This is a genomic window from Pseudomonas sp. HN8-3 (genome assembly GCF_020790195.1).
Classification (GTDB): domain Bacteria; phylum Pseudomonadota; class Gammaproteobacteria; order Pseudomonadales; family Pseudomonadaceae; genus Aquipseudomonas; species Aquipseudomonas synxantha_A.
Genome location: NZ_CP086206.1, coordinates 4,826,413 through 4,844,145, shown reverse-complemented (window position 1 = coordinate 4,844,145; position 17,733 = coordinate 4,826,413). Strand labels below are relative to the sequence as shown.

General features: G+C 60.7%; 15 protein-coding genes. 12 read left to right on the top strand and 3 right to left on the bottom strand.

Annotated features, from left to right (window positions below):
- Window positions 1–2: 2 nt before the first annotated feature.
- Entirely contained in the window at window positions 3–815 is an 813-nt protein-coding gene (locus tag LJX92_RS21490) for a cytochrome C assembly family protein (RefSeq protein WP_032879633.1), read from the bottom strand.
- Between the two features lie 232 nt (window positions 816–1,047).
- On the opposite strand from LJX92_RS21490, the gene ffh reads away from it, so the two are divergent.
- The 6 genes from ffh (at window position 1,048) to LJX92_RS21460 (ending at window position 5,115) form a co-directional block, all read left to right on the top strand.
- Entirely contained in the window at window positions 1,048–2,424 is a 1,377-nt protein-coding gene (ffh, locus tag LJX92_RS21485) for a signal recognition particle protein (RefSeq protein ID WP_017139724.1), read from the top strand.
- A gap of 251 nt (window positions 2,425–2,675) precedes the next feature.
- Window positions 2,676–2,927 (top strand): 30S ribosomal protein S16, encoded by a 252-nt coding sequence (gene rpsP / locus LJX92_RS21480; RefSeq protein WP_003175899.1) that lies wholly within the window; start codon window positions 2,676–2,678, stop codon window positions 2,925–2,927.
- Between the two features lie 5 nt (window positions 2,928–2,932).
- A complete protein-coding gene (gene rimM, locus LJX92_RS21475; RefSeq protein ID WP_003175898.1) occupies window positions 2,933–3,469 on the top strand; it encodes a ribosome maturation factor RimM in 537 nt (178 codons plus the stop codon).
- Window positions 3,451–4,224, top strand: coding sequence for a tRNA (guanosine(37)-N1)-methyltransferase TrmD (gene trmD / locus LJX92_RS21470; protein ID WP_173664496.1), 774 nt, complete (start codon window positions 3,451–3,453; stop codon window positions 4,222–4,224). The genes rimM and trmD overlap by 19 nt, the downstream gene beginning before the upstream one ends.
- A 45-nt stretch (window positions 4,225–4,269) precedes the next feature.
- Window positions 4,270–4,620, top strand: coding sequence for a 50S ribosomal protein L19 (gene rplS, locus LJX92_RS21465; protein WP_003175895.1), 351 nt, complete (start codon window positions 4,270–4,272; stop codon window positions 4,618–4,620).
- A gap of 81 nt (window positions 4,621–4,701) precedes the next feature.
- Window positions 4,702–5,115 (top strand): acyl-CoA thioesterase, encoded by a 414-nt coding sequence (locus LJX92_RS21460; RefSeq protein ID WP_005791095.1) that lies wholly within the window; start codon window positions 4,702–4,704, stop codon window positions 5,113–5,115.
- On the opposite strand, the gene LJX92_RS21455 is transcribed toward LJX92_RS21460, so the two are convergent.
- Window positions 5,116–6,924, bottom strand: coding sequence for a cation:proton antiporter (locus tag LJX92_RS21455; protein ID WP_228308926.1), 1,809 nt, complete (start codon window positions 6,922–6,924; stop codon window positions 5,116–5,118).
- Between the two features lie 107 nt (window positions 6,925–7,031).
- Here LJX92_RS21455 and xerD point away from each other — a divergent pair, with 107 nt between their 5' ends.
- The 6 genes from xerD (at window position 7,032) to LJX92_RS21425 (ending at window position 17,084) form a co-directional block, all read left to right on the top strand.
- Window positions 7,032–7,928, top strand: a complete 897-nt coding sequence (xerD, locus tag LJX92_RS21450; protein WP_078822235.1) for a site-specific tyrosine recombinase XerD — start codon at window positions 7,032–7,034, stop codon at window positions 7,926–7,928.
- Between the two features lie 148 nt (window positions 7,929–8,076).
- Entirely contained in the window at window positions 8,077–8,808 is a 732-nt protein-coding gene (locus LJX92_RS21445; protein WP_005791088.1) for a thioredoxin fold domain-containing protein, read from the top strand.
- A gap of 128 nt (window positions 8,809–8,936) precedes the next feature.
- Complete coding sequence (locus LJX92_RS21440) at window positions 8,937–10,241, top strand: homoserine dehydrogenase (RefSeq protein WP_005791086.1); 1,305 nt, start codon at window positions 8,937–8,939, stop codon at window positions 10,239–10,241.
- Between the two features lie 67 nt (window positions 10,242–10,308).
- Window positions 10,309–11,718 (top strand): threonine synthase, encoded by a 1,410-nt coding sequence (gene thrC / locus LJX92_RS21435; RefSeq protein WP_032879637.1) that lies wholly within the window; start codon window positions 10,309–10,311, stop codon window positions 11,716–11,718.
- Window positions 11,719–11,847: 129 nt separating this feature from the next.
- A complete protein-coding gene (locus LJX92_RS21430) occupies window positions 11,848–15,417 on the top strand; it encodes an ATP-binding protein (RefSeq protein WP_228308925.1) in 3,570 nt (1,189 codons plus the stop codon).
- 422 nt (window positions 15,418–15,839) lie between these two features.
- Window positions 15,840–17,084: an EAL domain-containing protein gene (locus LJX92_RS21425; protein WP_032879641.1), complete on the top strand. Its 1,245-nt coding sequence runs from the start codon at window positions 15,840–15,842 to the stop codon at window positions 17,082–17,084.
- On the opposite strand, the gene LJX92_RS21420 is transcribed toward LJX92_RS21425, so the two are convergent.
- A complete protein-coding gene (locus LJX92_RS21420) occupies window positions 17,053–17,715 on the bottom strand; it encodes a response regulator transcription factor (protein WP_228308924.1) in 663 nt (220 codons plus the stop codon). The two genes, LJX92_RS21425 and LJX92_RS21420, sit on opposite strands and share 32 nt — an antisense overlap.
- Window positions 17,716–17,733 lie beyond the last annotated feature (18 nt).

Genomic DNA, 17,733 nt, shown 5'->3' with positions numbered 1-17,733 from the left:
CGTCAGATATGCAGGATGTATTCGCGAACCAGCTTGCTGCCGAAATAGGCCAGCATCAGCAGGCAGAACCCGGCCAGGGTCCAGCGTATTGCCTTGTGCCCACGCCAGCCGAGGCGGTTGCGGCCCCACAGCAGCACGCTGAACACCACCCAGGCCAGGCACGCCAGCAGGGTCTTGTGCACCAGGTGCTGGGCGAACAGGTTCTCGACGAACAGCCAGCCGGAAATCAGCGACAGCGACAGCAGGGTCCAACCGGCCCACAGGAATCCGAACAGCAGGCTTTCCATGGTTTGCAGCGGCGGGAAGTTCTTGATCAGCCCTGAGGGGTGCTTGTGCTTGAGCTGGTGATCCTGCAGCAACAGGAGCAGGGCCTGGAACACCGCAATGGTGAACATGCCGTAGGCGAGGATCGACAACAGGATGTGGGCAAGGATGCCGGGCTCCTCATCGATCACCTGTACGGTGCCGGTGGGCGTGAACTGCGCCAGCAATACCGTCAGCACGCCCAAGGGGTATAGCAGCACCAGCAGGTTCTCGACGGGAATGCGGTAGCAGGCCAGCAGTGTCAGTGCGATGACGGCCGCGGCGATCAGGCTGGCGGCGCTGAAAAAGTCCAGGCCCAGGCCCACCGGCGTCATCAGGTGAGTGAACAGGCTGGCGGCATGGGCCAGCAGGGCCAGCACGCCAAGGCCGACGAGCAGACGTTTGTCCGCTTTGGCGCCTTGGGCCAGACGAGTGCCCTGATAGAGAGTCGCAGCGGCATACAGAATGGCGGCGGCGAGGCTGGGTAGCAAACTGGGTGACAAGGGGAGCATAAATCCTGGTAGGCAAGCCCGAAAGGCGTTGAGTTTGGCACACACCTGCGCTGCAAGAAAGACTCCCGGGCCAGACAGCGGGTGTGCATGGGCGCAGTCTTCGCTATAATCCGCGACCTGCCCACGCCGCAGGCTCGGCGAGCGCTGTTTTTAATAGCGATTGACCACAGCCTGGGCCGCCATTACCTCGGTCTACCTGCATTTCGATGAGTAGGGCCTGAAAGGATCGCGCATGTTTGAAAACTTGACTGACCGTCTCTCGCAGACGCTGCGCCACGTTACCGGCAAGGCCAAGCTGACCGAGGACAATATTAAAGACACCCTGCGTGAAGTGCGCATGGCGTTGCTGGAAGCCGACGTGGCCTTGCCGGTGGTGAAGGATTTCGTCAACTCGGTCAAAGAGCGCGCGGTCGGCACCGAAGTGTCCCGCAGCCTGACCCCGGGCCAGGCCTTCGTGAAGGTCGTCCAGGCCGAACTCGAAAGCCTGATGGGCGCGGCCAACGAAGACTTGAACCTGAGCGCCGTGCCGCCAGCCGTCGTATTGATGGCCGGCCTGCAAGGCGCGGGTAAGACCACCACCGCCGGCAAGCTGGCGCGCTTCCTTAAAGAGCGCAAGAAGAAATCCGTGATGGTGGTGTCGGCCGACGTGTACCGTCCGGCGGCCATCAAGCAGTTGGAAATGCTCGCGGGCGAAGTGGGTGTGACCTTCTTCCCGTCCGACCTGAGCCAGAAGCCGGTCGACATTGCCAACGCGGCTATTAAAGAAGCCAAGCTCAAGTTCATCGACGTGGTCATCGTCGATACCGCCGGTCGCCTGCACATCGACGAAGAGATGATGGGCGAGATCAAGGCGCTGCATGCCGCGATCAACCCGGTCGAAACCTTGTTCGTGGTCGATGCCATGACCGGCCAGGATGCGGCCAACACCGCCAAGGCCTTTGGTGATGCGCTGCCGCTGACCGGCGTGATCCTTACCAAGGTCGACGGCGACGCACGCGGCGGTGCCGCGCTGTCGGTACGTGCCATTACTGGCAAGCCGATCAAGTTCATCGGTATGGGCGAGAAGAGCGACGCGCTCGAACCGTTCCACCCCGAGCGTATCGCCTCGCGTATCCTCGGCATGGGTGACGTGCTCAGCCTGATCGAACAGGCCGAAGCCACGCTCGACAAGGACAAGGCCGACAAGCTGGCCAAGAAGCTGAAGAAGGGCAAGGGCTTCGACCTCGAAGACTTCCGTGACCAGTTGCAACAGATGAAGAACATGGGCGGCCTCGGCGGCCTGATGGACAAGCTGCCCAACATCGGCGGTGTGAACCTGGCGCAAATGGGCAATGCCCAGGGCGCGGCAGAGAAGCAGTTCAAGCAGATGGAAGCCATCATCAACTCCATGACCCCGGCCGAGCGCCGCGACCCTGAGCTGATCAGCGGTTCGCGCAAGCGCCGGATCGCCATGGGTTCCGGCACCCAGGTGCAGGACATCGGTCGCTTGATCAAGCAGCACAAGCAGATGCAGAAGATGATGAAGAAATTCTCCGCCAAAGGCGGGATGGCCAAGATGATGCGCGGCATGGGCGGTATGTTGCCCGGCGGCGGCATGCCGAAAATGTAAAGTATTCGAGCGGGAGCCCGGCTCCTGCTCCGACCCACAGGGATGTGGGATCTCCAGCAAACCCGCCGTTGGCGGGCGCTGACTCGCCGTTTTAACCGACGGCTCTATAGCAGATCTGAATGGCACGCTGATAGGCGCCAGAAAAAGACATTTGCAAAAGTCCGGATATTCCTTAGAATATGCGGCCTTTCGGGCACCTATGCCCGCTGTGCATTTAGATTTGCAGCACCGACTACAGGAACGATGTTCACATGCTAACAATCCGTCTTGCCCTTGGCGGCTCCAAAAAGCGCCCGTTTTACCACTTGACCGTAACCGACAGCCGCAACCCGCGCGACGGTTCGCACAAGGAACAGGTTGGTTTCTTCAACCCTGTTGCTCGTGGTCAAGAAGTTCGTCTGTCCGTGAACCAAGAGCGCGTAGCCTACTGGCTGAGCGTTGGCGCACAGCCATCCGAGCGCGTTGCAAAACTGTTGAAGGACTCGGCTAAGGCCGCAGCCTGAGCAATATGAACGCGACGCCAGCTGTTGCTGATGATTTGATCGTTATCGGCAAGATTTACTCTGTTCATGGCGTTCGCGGCGAAGTGAAGGTGTATTCCTTTACTGATCCGACTGAAAACCTGTTGCAGTACAAAACCTGGACGCTCAAGCGCGAGGGGAGTGTGAAGCAGGTTGAGCTGGTCAGTGGACGCGGGAGCGATAAGTTCCTGGTCGCAAAGCTCAAGGGTCTTGATGACCGTGAAGAAGCTCGTCTTCTGGCCGGTTATGAGATCTGCGTGCCGCGCAACCTGTTCCCTGAATTGACCGACGGCGAGTACTACTGGTACCAGCTCGAAGGTCTGAAGGTTATCGATCAACTCGGGCAATTGCTGGGGAAAATCGATCATCTTCTGGAAACCGGCGCCAATGATGTAATGGTGGTCAAGCCTTGCGCTGGCAGCCTGGATGATCGCGAACGCCTGTTGCCCTATACCGAGCAATGCGTGTTGGCCGTCGACCTGGCAGCGGGCGAGATGAAGGTGGAATGGGACGCGGACTTCTAAGCGTGGCTAATTTGCGCATTGAAGTGATCAGTTTGTTTCCCGAGATGTTTTCCGCCATCAGCGAGTACGGCATCACCAGTCGGGCGGTGAAACAGGGGCTGTTGCAGCTCACCTGTTGGAACCCGCGAGACTACACGACGGATCGACATCACACTGTGGACGATCGCCCATTTGGCGGTGGCCCGGGCATGGTGATGAAGATCAAGCCCCTGGAAGATGCATTGGTTCAGGCCAAGGCAGCCGCCGGGGAGAAGGCGAAGGTAATTTACCTGTCCCCTCAAGGCCGTCAGCTGAAACAGGCGGCGGTACGCGAACTGGCGAATGAGGAAAGTTTGATCCTGATTGCCGGTCGCTATGAAGGCATTGACGAGCGTTTTATTGAAGCTCATGTCGATGAAGAGTGGTCGATTGGGGACTATGTATTGTCTGGTGGCGAGCTGCCGGCAATGGTCCTGATAGATGCGGTTACACGACTGCTGCCTGGAGCTTTAGGGCATGTGGACTCTGCGGAGGAGGATTCCTTCACGGATGGTTTGCTGGATTGCCCGCACTACACCCGACCGGAGGTGTATGCGGATCAGCGTGTTCCCGACGTATTGCTAAGTGGCAATCACGCACATATCCGGCGTTGGCGTTTACAGCAGTCCCTTGGTCGGACCTATGAACGACGCGCCGATCTTCTGGAAAGCCGCTCGCTTTCTGGAGAAGAGAAGAAGCTGCTCGAGGAATACATCCTCGCGCGGGACGATAGTTAACAACGTATCGATGGTAGGTCCATTGACTTACCTTAGGAGCACAGCATGACTAACAAAATCATCCTTGCACTCGAAGCAGAGCAGATGACCAAAGAGATCCCTACCTTTGCCCCGGGCGACACCATTGTCGTTCAGGTGAAAGTGAAGGAAGGCGACCGTTCGCGTCTGCAAGCGTTCGAAGGCGTGGTAATCGCCAAGCGTAACCGTGGTGTGAACAGTGCTTTCACTGTTCGTAAAATCTCCAACGGTGTTGGCGTAGAGCGTACTTTCCAGACCTACAGCCCGCAAATCGACAGCATGGCCGTCAAGCGTCGCGGTGACGTACGTAAAGCCAAGCTGTACTACCTGCGTGACCTGTCCGGTAAAGCAGCTCGCATCAAGGAAAAACTGGCTTAAGTCCAGCTTCCCGATGCAGAAAAAAGCAGCCTACGGGCTGCTTTTTTGTGTCTGAAATTTGTCCATTTGCCGGTATTGACCATGACCACCCGTCTCGAAGAAATTCAGCGCCGCACCGACCTGTCCGTCACCCGCGTGACCAAGGCCGTGTTCCCGCCGACCACCAACCACCACAACACCCTGTTCGGCGGCACCGCCTTGGCATGGATGGACGAAGTGTCGTTCATCGCCGCCACGCGCTTCTGTCGCTTGCCTTTGGTGACGGTCTCCACCGACCGTATCGACTTCAATCACGCAATCCCGGCCGGCTCCATCGTTGAGCTGATCGGCCGGGTGATCAAAGTCGGCAACACCAGCCTCAAGGTTGAAGTGGAAGTGTTTGTCGAGAGCATGAGCGCTGATGGCCGTGAAAAGGCGATCCAGGGCGTGTTCAGCTTTGTCGCGATTGACGCGGACAAACGCCCTGTACCGGTACTGCCTGGGTTTGCCGACTGATTACGTGGCGCTGCCGTTCTCCGGTTGAATCACCGCCAGCAGGGTCCAGCCGGCCGCGGGCTTCAAGCTGCTCTCGGGCGTGACCACATGCACCCAGCCGCTGGTGTCCCGGGCAAACAGCAAGGTGGCGCGCTCCCCGTGCAACGCCTGGTACTGCTCCCAGCCAAAGCCGTCGGTGAGGTTGGTGCTATACAGTTCGGCGCCCTGGCCCAACAGGCTGGCCAGTTTGGTATAGCTCAGGGGTTGGCTGCCCAGCAGGTGGCCGCGGTGTTCGTGGCTGGCCTTGTGTTTGTCGGTGCGGCGGCTTTCCTGGCTGCTGGCCAGGGCGAACAGGCGATGGCCGAAATCATGGCGAAAACGCATGGTCGCCAAGGCGTTCAGCTCGCCGGACGGGGAGAGCGCGAGCAAATGCCCCAGGCCGACCAGATCCAGATGGGACTCGGCATGTTGGGAGGCGGGGTTGCCGAAGTAGGTCGGCAGGCCCTCCATGCGACTGGCGCGGATATTTTCCCAGCTGGAATCCGTCAGCAACACGCGGCTGCCCAATTGTTGCAACGCCTTGCCGAGTGCCCGCGCCGGGCCGTTCGCGCCGACGATCAGGAAACCGCTGGGCGCAGGCTCGGCGACTTTCAGCAGGCGCGCCAAGGGGCGTGCCGTGGCGCTTTGCAGCACCACGGTGCCGATGATCACCGCGAAGGTCAGCGGCACCAGCAATAACACGCCTTCATGCCCTGCCTCATCCAGGCGAATCGCAAAGATCGCCGACACCGCCGCCGCCACAATCCCCCGTGGTGCGATCCAGGCCAGCAGCGCACGCTCGCGCCAGTTCAGTCCGGAGCCAAAGGTTGAGAGCGCTACGTTCAGTGGGCGTGCAATAAACTGGATGATCACCAGCAGAATCAGTACGAATGGCCCCAGGGCGATCAAGGCATTCAGGTCCAGGCGCGCCGCCAGCAGGATGAACAGCCCGGAAATCAGCAGCACACTGAGGTTTTCCTTGAAGTGCAGGATGTGTCTTACATCCACACCCTTCATGTTCGCCATCCACATGCCCATCAGCGTGACCGCCAGCAGGCCGGACTCATGCATCACCTGGTTGGCAGCGATAAAGATGCCCAGCACACCGGCCAGCGTCGCGAGGTTATGCAGGTATTCCGGCAACCACTGCCGGCGCATGATCTGCCCCAGTACCCAGCCGCCGGCGATCCCGAACAGGCTACCGCAGAGGATGACGCCGCCAAAGGTCAGCAGGCTATGGCTCAAGCCGTCGCCCGAAGCCCGGGCAATAATGAAGCTGTAGACCACTACCGCCAGCAGCGCGCCGATCGGGTCGATGACGATGCCTTCCCAGCGCAGGATATTGGCGATGGAGGCTTTGGGGCGTACCACGCGCAGCATCGGCACGATCACGGTCGGCCCGGTCACCAGGGTCAGGGTGCCGAACAGCAGGGCGAGCATCCAGTCAAAGCCCAGCAGCCAGTGCGTGGCCAGGGTGATCACCGCCCAAGTCGACAGGGCACCGACCGTGACCAGGCGATGCACCACGCTGCCGATTTCCTTCCATTCCGACAGGTGCAGGGTCAGGCTGCCTTCGAACAGGATCAACGCCACGGCCAGGGACACCAACGGCATTAACAGAGGGCCGAACATCTCCTGCGGGTCGAGCCAGCCCAGTACAGGCCCCGCCAAAATACCCGTCAATAACAGAAACAGGATCGCCGGCAACTTGAGCCGCCAGGCCAGCCATTGGCAGCCCAGCGCCGCTACTCCAATACCACCAAAGGCCAGCAAAATCTGTTGTTCATTCATTGAAGCTTCCTGTTCCTTGAAGTAGCGGGCTATGAAAGACTAGCGGCCCTTGTCACAGTTCACTAAATAATTCGCACAGCCCCCATGCTGCGCCGCTTTGAGTACCCATGCCCGCCATCGACCACCCTTTGATCGACCGTTTCCTCGACGCCCTCTGGCTGGAAAAAGGCCTCTCGGATAACACGCGCCAGGCCTACCGCAGTGATCTGGCCCTGTTCAATGGCTGGTTGCAGGAAAAAAACCTTGAGCTGATCAACGCCGGGCGCGAGCTGATCCTCGATCACCTGGCCTGGCGCCTGGAGCAGAACTACAAGCCGCGCTCCACCGCACGGTTTCTCTCCGGCGTGCGTGGCTTTTATCGCTACCTGTTGAGGGAAAAGCTCATCGCGACCGATCCAACTCTACAAGTCGATATGCCGCAATTAGGCAGGCCTCTTCCTAAGTCTTTGTCGGAAGCTGACGTGGAGGCTTTGCTGGCTGCGCCGGATCTCAGCGAAGCCATCGGCCAACGTGATCGCGCCATGCTGGAAGTGCTCTACGCCTGCGGCCTACGGGTGACCGAACTGATCAGCCTGACGCTGGAGCAGGTCAACCTGCGCCAGGGCGTATTGCGTGTGATGGGCAAGGGCAGCAAGGAGCGGCTGGTGCCCATGGGCGAGGAGGCGATTGTGTGGGTCGAGCGCTACATGCGCGATGCGCGCCACGAATTGCTCGGTGGGCGCCCCAGTGATGTGCTGTTTCCCAGCCTGCGCGGCGAGCAGATGACCCGCCAGACCTTCTGGCACCGCATCAAGCACCAGGCCAAAGTGGCTGGAATCGGCAAGGCCCTGTCGCCTCACACACTGCGCCATGCGTTCGCCACCCATTTGCTCAACCATGGTGCCGATTTGCGTGTGGTACAGATGCTGCTCGGGCACAGCGACTTATCCACAACCCAGATCTACACCCATGTGGCACGCGCACGTTTGCAGGATATGCACGCCAAGCATCACCCGCGCGGATAAAAACGTCAGAAATGGCCCATTTTACTTGTCGCGGTCTGCCCTCCCGCCCAACTGTGGTAGGCTTTGCCGGTTCGCAAAGGGGACGGCACCCGTTGTGTTCCAGATCAGTATTCTGCTCCCGTCCCTGCCTCTGCCTTCAGGAGTTCCCATGCGCTTGACCCAGATTATTGCCGCCGCAGCCATTGCGTTGGTTTCCACCTTTGCTGTCGCCGATGATGCGGCCGAGCAGACCATTCGCAAGAGCCTGGCCAACCTGGCGCTCGACACCCCGATCGAAAGCATCAGCGCCAGCCCCATGGCCGGCCTGTATGAAGTCAAGCTCAAGGGCAGCCGTGTGCTGTACGCCAGTGCCGATGGGCAGTACATCGTGCAGGGCTACCTGTTCCAGCTCAAGGACGGCAAGCCGGTCAACCTGACCGAGAAGGCCGAGCGCCTGGGCGTGTCAAAGCTGATCAACGGCATCCCGGTGGCTGAAACCGTGGTTTACCCCGCCATCGGCGAAACCAAGACCCACATCACCGTGTTCACCGACACCACCTGCCCGTACTGCCACAAGCTGCACGCCGAGATACCGGCACTGAACAAGCTGGGTGTGGAAGTGCGCTATGTAGCGTTCCCGCGCCAGGGCCTGGGTTCGCCGGGTGACGAGCAGTTGCAAGCCGTATGGTGCTCGGCCGACAAGAAGGCCGCCATGGACAAGATGGTCGACGGCAAGGAAATCAAATCGGCCAAATGCGCCAACCCGGTTTCCAAGCAGTTCGCCCTGGGCCAGTCCATTGGTGTGAACGGTACACCGGCCATCGTTTTGGCCGACGGCCAGGTGATTCCGGGCTACCAGCCGGCGCCGCAAGTTGCCAAACTGGCACTGGGTGCCAAGTAAGCATTAATCGTCGAGCCTTTGACGATCATGACCCGCCGAACTGTCGACGGGTCATTAATTGAGAGCCGCAGTTGTGCGGCTGTTTTCACGGCCGACCTAGCGTCGGCCGTTTCATGGGGAGTTCTTCAGTGAAACCGGTCAAAGTAGGCATCTGTGGGTTAGGGACCGTCGGTGGCGGTACCTTCAACGTACTTCAGCGTAACGCTGAAGAAATTTCCCGCCGCGCAGGTCGCGGGATTGAAGTGGCGCAAATTGCCACGCGTTCGCCAAAGCCTCAGTTCGAAACGACCGGTATTGCGATTACCAACGATGTATTCGCCGTGGCCACCAACCCTGAGATCGATATCGTCATCGAGCTGGTAGGCGGCTACACCGTGGCCCGCGAGCTGGTGCTCAAGGCCATCGAGCACGGCAAGCACGTGGTCACCGCCAACAAGGCGCTGATCGCCGTGCACGGCAACGAGATCTTCGCCAAGGCTCGCGAGAAGGGCGTGATCGTGGCGTTCGAAGCCGCGGTGGCCGGCGGTATCCCGGTGATCAAGGCGATCCGTGAGGGCCTGTCTGCCAACCGCATCAACTGGGTGGCCGGCATCATCAACGGCACCGGTAACTTCATCCTCACCGAAATGCGCGAGAAAGGCCGTACCTTCGAAGACGTACTGGCCGAAGCCCAGGCCCTGGGTTACGCCGAGGCCGACCCGACCTTTGACGTGGAAGGCATCGACGCGGCACACAAGCTGACCATCCTGGCCTCCATCGCCTTTGGTATCCCGCTGCAATTCGACAAAGCCTACACCGAAGGTATCACCAAGCTGACCACCGCCGACGTGAATTACGCCGAAGCCCTGGGCTACCGCATCAAGCACCTGGGCGTGGCGCGCAGCACCCCGGCCGGTATCGAGTTGCGTGTGCACCCGACGCTGATTCCAGCCGACCGCCTGATCGCCAACGTCAACGGCGTGATGAACGCGGTGATGGTCAACGGTGACGCCGCCGGTTCCACCCTGTTCTACGGCGCCGGTGCCGGCATGGAGCCGACCGCTTCGTCGGTGATCGCCGACCTGGTGGATGTGGTTCGCGCCATGACCAGCGACCCGGAAAACCGCGTGCCGCACCTGGCCTTCCAGCCGGACTCGCTGTCGGCCCACCCGATCCTGCCGATCGAAGCCTGCGAAAGCGCCTACTACCTGCGCATCCAGGCCCAGGACCATCCGGGCGTGCTGGCCCAGGTCGCCAGCATTCTGTCGGAGCGCGGTATCAACATCGAATCGATCATGCAGAAGGAAGTCGAGGAGCAAAACGGCCAGGTGCCGATGATCCTGCTGACCCATCGCGTGCTCGAGCAGCATATCAACGATGCCATCCACGCCCTCGAAGCCCTGCAAGGTGTGGTCGGCCCGGTGGTGCGCATTCGCGTCGAGCACTTGAACTAACCGATTTGTTCCAGGGGCCCCGCACCTTCGGCGGCCTCTGTTCGAGAATGTTTTAGAGGAGCCACTCATGCGTTACATCAGCACCCGCGGCCAGGCACCGGCCCTGAATTTCGAAGACGTCCTGCTGGCAGGCCTTGCCACCGACGGCGGCCTGTACGTGCCGGAAAACCTGCCACGCTTCACCCAGGAAGAAATCGCTTCCTGGGCCGGCCTGCCGTACTACGAGCTGGCGTTCCGGGTAATGCGCCCGTTCGTCACCGGCAGCATTCCGGATGCGGACTTCAAGAAGATCCTGGAAGAGACGTACGGCGTGTTTGCCCACAGCGCCATCGCGCCTTTGCGCCAGCTGAACGGCAACGAGTGGGTGCTGGAGCTGTTCCACGGCCCGACCCTGGCGTTCAAGGACTTCGCCCTGCAACTGCTGGGGCGCCTGCTGGACTACGTGCTGGAAAAGCGCGGCGAGCGCGTGGTGATCATCGGCGCCACCTCCGGTGACACCGGTTCGGCTGCCATCGAAGGGTGCAAGCACTGCGAAAACGTCGACATCTTCATCCTGCACCCGCACAAGCGCGTGTCGGAGGTGCAACGTCGCCAGATGACCACCATCTTCGGTGAGAACATCCACAACATCGCCATCGAAGGCAACTTCGATGACTGCCAGGAAATGGTCAAGAACAGCTTCGCTGACCAGAGCTTCCTCAAGGGCACACGCCTGGTGGCGGTGAACTCGATCAACTGGGCGCGGATCATGGCCCAGATCGTCTACTACTTCCACGCCTCCCTGCAGCTGGGCGGCCCGGCGCGTTCGGTGTCGTTCTCGGTGCCGACCGGCAACTTCGGCGACATCTTCGCCGGTTATCTGGCACGCAACATGGGCCTGCCGATCAATCAGTTGATCGTTGCTACCAACCGCAATGACATCCTGCACCGCTTCATGAGCGGCAACCAGTACGTCAAGGAAACCCTGCACGCCACCCTGTCGCCATCCATGGACATCATGGTGTCGTCTAACTTCGAACGCTTGCTGTTCGACATGCACGGTCGCAATGGCGCGGCGCTGGCCGAGCTGATGAGCAGCTTCAAGCAGGGTGGCGGTTTCAGCGTCGAACAAGAACGCTGGACCGAAACCCGCAAGTTGTTCGACTCCCTGGCCGTGGACGATGCGCAGACGTGCGAAACCATTGCCGAGGTCTATGCCCAGACCGGCGAAGTGCTCGACCCCCACACGGCTATCGGCGTGAAGGCTGCGCGCGAATGCCGCCGTAGCCTGGATATTCCAATGGTGATCCTGGGTACCGCGCACCCGGTCAAATTCCCCGAAGCGGTGGAGAAGGCCGGTGTTGGCAAGGCGCTGGAATTGCCGGAGCACCTGGCCGACCTGTTCGAGCGTGAAGAGCGCTGCACCGTGCTGGCTAACGACCTGAAGGCGGTGCAGGCGTTTGTCAGCCAGCATGGCAATCGTGGCAAGCCGCTCTGATGCCCGCGGTTGATCAGATTACATCCGGCAGTTAGCTTTTTTGCAGTCGGCCAAGCCCGTCCTCGTGACGGGCTTTTTTATTTTGGCGAGCCATACTTGTTCCTTCGCCCAATCAAGGAAGCCAAATCGGTGCAGGTTTTGATTCAATGGACAGTGCGGCTGATGTGCATGCTGTGGCTTACCCAACTACCGGTAAGCCTGGCGGCCGTCAGCCTGCCTTTCAAGCTGGTGCCGGCGTTTATCCCGCTTGAGCCTTTGCCCCTGGCGCCCGCAGAGCAGCAGTGGCTGGCGACGCATCGGACGTTGAAGGTGGGTATTTCCATTGATGACTATCAGCCGATCGATATCACCCGCGACCGCAACCGCTACCAGGGTATCAGTGCCGATTACCTGAGCCTGGTCGGCGCGCGCTTGCAGGTGCCGATGCAGGTGCTGGGCTTTGCCGAGCGGGCCCAGGCGGTCGAGGCGCTGCGCAGTGGAGCCATCGATATCCTGACCAGCGCCAACGGCTATGAGCGCGATGTGCCCGGCTTGCAGTTCACCCAGGACTACATGCCCGATCGGTCAGTGGTGGTGCTGCGTCGCGATGAGCTTCAAGAGGACGACCTGGCGGGCAAGAAAGTCGTATTGCTCGATGGCTACGCCAATGTGCACAACGTGCAGGCGGCCTACCCCGATAGCCACATCATGCTCGCGCCCAACCTCTACAGCGGCCTGGAGGCGCTCAAGCAAGGTGATGCCGATGCGTTTATCGGCAATGAAGTGATTGTGCGGGCCTACAAATCGCTGCGGCCTTACCTGGGGTTGCAGATCAAGGAACAAAGTCGGCTGGCGCCCATCGGCTTTGCTTTCGCCACCCGCCAGGCCGACCCATTGCTGGGGGCGATGATGAACCGCGCCTTGGCGAGCATTGACGAGTCGGTGCAGCGGGAGATCCTGGGCCGCTGGACCACAGGGCTCGGCGTCGGCTTCAGGGGTGAGCGCGTTGAATTGTCGGCCTCGGAGCGCACCTGGCTGTTGCAGCATTCCCATGTCGTGGTGGTGGCGCAGCAGATGTCACCTTACATATTCAAGGACAAGGACGGTCACTGGGTGGGTTTGAATGTCGACCTGCTGCACCGCATTTCGCGCATGACCGGTTTGCAGTTTGTCTTCGAAGAGGTGCACTCCACCGCGCAAACCCTGGAATGGCTGGAAACCGGCAGGGCGCAGATGAACACCACCCTGGCGTCGAATCAGGAGCGCAGGGCGCTGCTTGACTTCAGTCATGGCTTTGGCGGCTCCGGCTGGGTGTTCGTCGAACGCGCCGATGTCACACCGCTGACTGGGTTGAAGCAGCTGGAAGGCAAGGTCCTGGCGCTGCCGGCGCGCCATGTGCTGGAGAGTTATATCCGCCAGATGCACCCGCAGATCAAGCTGCGCCTGGTGGACAATTACGCCCAGGCCCGCGAACTGGTGCAACGGGGCGAGGCCGCTGCCACGTTGCAGACTGAGGTGGAGGTCCAGAGTTACTCCCAGGAAGGCTTGCGTATTGGCCGCAGTGTCGACGGCAAGTGGTCATCCAATTGCTTGTCGGTACGCAAGGACCAGCCTGAGCTGCTGAGTATCCTGAACAAGGCCCTGGAAGCCTTGCCGGTGGCCGAGTTGAGCGCACTGCGCCTGCGCTGGATCGGCGCTGTGGCGATCCCTCTACCGGCCTGGCAACGGGTGCCGCCCTGGGCGTATTGGATGGTGGCCACGGCGCTGCTGTTTGTGCTGGTATCGCTGGTGTGGAACAGCCGGCTCAAGCGTCAGATTCGCCAGCGGCTGGAGGCCGAGCAGCGGCTCAATGACCAATTGGCGTTCAAACGCGCGTTGCTCGACGGCATGCCCAACCCGCTGTTTGTGCGCGACCTGGCCGGGCGGCTGGTGACCTGCAACAAAAGCTATGAACAGCAACTGGCGACCCGGCTTGAGCTGATTCAGGGGCTGACGCTGATGGAAAGCGGGGTAATGCCCGAGGCCACGGCGGCGCGCCTGCACGCCGGCCATATGGAACAACTGGCCACGCAACAGTCGTTGTTTGTCGATCGCGAGCTGGAGTTCAACGGCGGCAGCTTTCACGTTTACCAGTGGACGGTTCCGTTCTTCGATGCCCAGGGCCGCTTGCAGGGGCTGCTGGGCGGCTGGATCGATATCAACGAACGCAAAGACCTGGAGCACCAACTGATGGATGCCCGCCAGGCTGCCGACGAAGCGAACTACGCCAAAAGTGCATTTCTTTCTGCGCTAAGTCATGAAATTCGCACACCCATGACCGCCATCATCGGTTTGCTCGAGCTGGAGCAGGAACGCTGCCTGGCAAGCGGCCAGCCCGTCTCTGAAGCATTACAGGTGGCCCATCGTTCGGCGCGCGAGCTGATCGCGCTGATGGGCGACAGCCTGGACCTGGCCAAGATCGAGGCCGGTCACCTGCAACTGGTTCCGCAAACCACCGAGTTGAAGGGTTTTTTCGAAGGCATCCAGCGTCTGTTCGAAGCCACGGCGCAAAAAAAGGGCCTGCATTTGACCCTGGCGTTTGATCCTGCGGCCAAGGGCTATTACTGGTTCGATCCGCTGCGTTTACGCCAAGTGATGCACAACCTGCTGGGTAATGCGCTGAAGTTTACCGAGCAGGGCGGGGTGCGGCTCAGCGTCACCTGCCAGCGGGATGAGTCTGATACCGAATACCTGCACCTGTGCGTCGAAGACAGCGGCCCGGGGATCAGCGCCGAACAGCAGCCAAGGTTGTTCAAGCCGTTTACCCAAGTGAGCGCATTGACCGCGGCGGAACATGGCGGCACCGGGCTGGGCCTGAGTATCTGCAAGCAATTGGTGGAGTTGATGGGCGGTCGCATTCATTTGGCAAGCGTGGTGGGTGAGGGCACCGAGGTGTGCATCGACCTGCGCCTTGATCGGGTCAGCACCGACGATGTGCCGGCCACGCCAGCGCCAGCGTTGCCCCCAGCGGGGCGTAGCCTGTCGGTGCTGGTGGTGGATGATTTGGCGGCCAACCGCTTGGTGCTGGCGCAGCAGTTGCAGTTCCTGGGGCATCAGGTGATTGCTCTGGATTCGGCCGAGGCCGCGTTGCAGCGTTGGCGTGAGCAGCGTTTCGACGTGCTGGTGACCGATTGCCAGATGCCGGGTATGTCCGGCTATGCCTTGAGCGAGGCGGTCCGGCGTATCGAAACCGAAGAACAACGGCCCCGTTGTGCGTTGATCGGTTGCACGGCGAACGCGATGAAAGATGAACAAAGACGCTGCGAGGACGCGGGTATGGATGAGCTGCTGGTCAAGCCGGTGACTCTGGAGGATTGGACGCGCGTGCTGGCGCGGGTGGCGCCGCAGCGTTCGTTTGATATCCAGGCCCTGCGTACCATGACCCAGGCTGACGGGCCTGTGCTGCATAGCATGTTGCAAGAACTGGCAAAAAGCCTGGACCACGAGCATGAGGTATTGGCCAGCGCATTGGCCGAGCGTGATGTGGCGCGCTTGAATGCGGCGCTGCATCGGCTCAAGGGTATTTGTTCGCTGGTGGATGCGCTGCCGTTGGCCAAGGCTTGTGTGGTGCTTGAGCAATGCGCGCGGGAGCAGCGTGGGGCTGAGCTTGAGGAGCCGTGGTTGAGGTTGTCTGAGGTGTTGAAGGTGTTTCGTCGCGATCTGCAGCCTTATCTGGACTGATAGCTGACGCGATGCAATGTGGGAGGAGATTTGCTCCCGTGACGGCTTGGCAGCAGATGAGTATCTAACTGATGGTATTGGTCCCAAATGTGGGAGGGGGCTTGCCCGGCTCGGTGTGCCCGTAATCCGACAGGTATTTGGGGGGCCGCCGCCACGCGCCATCCATGGCGCGGGGCGGCTAAACCGGCATCCCTGCCGGTTTACCCCCCAAATCCCTGTCGAATTCCGGCCAGCGTGGTTTGACGGGGCGCCTGAGATCAAAAGCAGGTCAAGATCAAGATCGGCTTGCTTCGCATCGTGGTTAGCGGTGGCGTCAACCAAGTTGTGCGCTCCGCTCGACAGCATTTCGGACACGTCCTATGGGACGCTTCGCGTCTTATGGCTACTGTGAAGGACTTTTCCCAGTACCGACTCCATGACCCATGCGCTCTCTCAATGTCCTGATCCTCGAAGACAACCCGTTTCAGCTGATGGCACTGCACCAGATGCTCAATGCCAATGGCGTGTTCAATGTACTGACTGCTGAAGATGTCGAAACGGCTCGCCAGTCCCTGGACAGCAAAGGCCCGGTGGATGTCGCCATCTGCGATCTGTATCTGGAGCAGGGCGATGGGCTGGAGTTGATCCGCGAACTCGCCGAGCGCCGTTTGGCTCAAGTGCTGGTTCTGCTCAGCAATGCTGAGCCCGATGTGCTCGAAGGCGTGGCGAACATGGCCCGGCAATTGGGCCTCAACGTGCTGGCGTGCTTGCCCAAGCCGGCTTCGGCAACGCTGATCGGGCAGGTGTTGGCCGATTGTCAGCGGCACTTGCGCCCGGGGCCAGCGGTGCTGTCCTGGGAGCGTGTGCGCCAGTTGCTGGGGTTGAGCGCGCGAGAACAACTGCCACCGTCGGCGGATGTCAGCCAGGCCACTATCGCAGCCTGCGGCAGGGTCTGGTACCAACCCATCGTCAGCCAGGCCGGGGTGTTGCAAGGGGTGGAGGCGCTGGCGCGTTGGCAGTTGCCGCACGCTCAATTGCTGCTGCCCGAAGAGTTCCTGCCGGTGTTGGAGTTTGCCGGCATGGAAGAGGCCTTTACCTGGCATGTGCTGGAACAGGCACTTGGCCTGGCCAACCAGGTCATGGGCGAGACCGGCCAGGTGCTGCCGGTGGCGGTGAACATTCCCGGACGTATGCTTGAGCGCACACACTTCCCACAAATATTGCAGGGGCTGCTGCAACTTCACGGCATACCCGCCCATAGCCTCACCCTGGAGCTGGTGGAAACCTCAACGCTGAAAACCGACAGTGCCCACCTCACTGGCTTGCTGCGCCTGCGGATGCTGGGTTGCCAGTTGTCCATCGGGGATTTCGGCATGGGTGGCACCAGCTTGCAGCATTTGCTGGAGTTGCCTTTCACCGAACTGAAAATCCCCCCGGCGTTTGCCTGCGGAATGGCCGATGACGATCGCAAGGCGGCGGTGGTGGCGGGGGCCATGAGCATGGCCGCGCGTCTGGATATCGCCGTGGTCGTCACCGGGGTTGAAAGTGCTGCCGACTACCACGCTGTGGGTGAGCTGGGGGCGGCGTGGTTGCAAGGCTGCTTCATTGCCCGGCCGATGGAGGCCGAGGCGCTCAAGCAATGGATTGCGTTCCAGGCTAGGCCAGCCCGTGTTCCTGCACATAAATAAACAGAGCGGCATCATTGGCAAGCCCAAGTTTGCGCATGGCGCTGACTTTTTGCGCACTGACGGTCTGCTTGCTGCGATGCAGGTGCGCGGCGATCTGGCCCACCGTCATGCCAGTGGCCAACAGGCGAATCACCTCCAGCTCCCGGGGTGACAACTGTTCCTGGGAGTGCAGGCGATCGGCACCGACTTCTCCGGCCAGGCTCAGCGCCTGGCGAATGGTCTGGGCCACGTAGGTGCGTTGCTGGCGGACCTGACGAATCGCCTGCGGCAGTTCATCGGCCAGGCTGGCCTTGCTCAAAAGGCCCATCACGCCCAATGCCAGAATCGAGTGAAACAAACCGGCATTGTTGAGCATGGTGACCACCACAATCGGCAGGTCCGGGTAGTGTCGGCGCAGTTGGTCGATCAGGCGCAACCCGTCGGCATGGGGCTCGGCAGGCATCATAAAGTCGGTCACCAGCACATCGCAGGCACAGTCTTGCAGCAACGCATTGAGGACCTGCGGCGAGTTGGCCTCCCCGACGATGCTGATGTGCGGGTCACGCTCAAGCACGGCGCGCAGGCCAATCAGGAAAATCGGATGATCGTCGGCAATGACGACGCGCAAAGGTGTTTCAGACGCAGCTCTCAAGGCAGGCTCCCAGGTAAT

Bases quoted from the DNA above. Each gene is read 5' to 3' on its own strand.
- xerD (WP_078822235.1), top strand. From the start codon at position 7,032: ATGCCCGCCATCGACCACCCTTTGATCGACCGTTTCCTCGACGCCCTC.
- LJX92_RS21455 (WP_228308926.1), bottom strand. From the start codon at position 6,924: ATGAATGAACAACAGATTTTGCTGGCCTTTGGTGGTATTGGAGTAGCG.
- trmD (WP_173664496.1), top strand. From the start codon at position 3,451: ATGGGACGCGGACTTCTAAGCGTGGCTAATTTGCGCATTGAAGTGATC.
- LJX92_RS21445 (WP_005791088.1), top strand. From the start codon at position 8,077: ATGCGCTTGACCCAGATTATTGCCGCCGCAGCCATTGCGTTGGTTTCC.
- rplS (WP_003175895.1), top strand. From the start codon at position 4,270: ATGACTAACAAAATCATCCTTGCACTCGAAGCAGAGCAGATGACCAAA.
- LJX92_RS21460 (WP_005791095.1), top strand. From the start codon at position 4,702: ATGACCACCCGTCTCGAAGAAATTCAGCGCCGCACCGACCTGTCCGTC.
- thrC (WP_032879637.1), top strand. From the start codon at position 10,309: ATGCGTTACATCAGCACCCGCGGCCAGGCACCGGCCCTGAATTTCGAA.
- ffh (WP_017139724.1), top strand. From the start codon at position 1,048: ATGTTTGAAAACTTGACTGACCGTCTCTCGCAGACGCTGCGCCACGTT.
- LJX92_RS21490 (WP_032879633.1), bottom strand. From the start codon at position 815: ATGCTCCCCTTGTCACCCAGTTTGCTACCCAGCCTCGCCGCCGCCATT.
- rpsP (WP_003175899.1), top strand. From the start codon at position 2,676: ATGCTAACAATCCGTCTTGCCCTTGGCGGCTCCAAAAAGCGCCCGTTT.
- rimM (WP_003175898.1), top strand. From the start codon at position 2,933: ATGAACGCGACGCCAGCTGTTGCTGATGATTTGATCGTTATCGGCAAG.
- LJX92_RS21425 (WP_032879641.1), top strand. From the start codon at position 15,840: ATGCGCTCTCTCAATGTCCTGATCCTCGAAGACAACCCGTTTCAGCTG.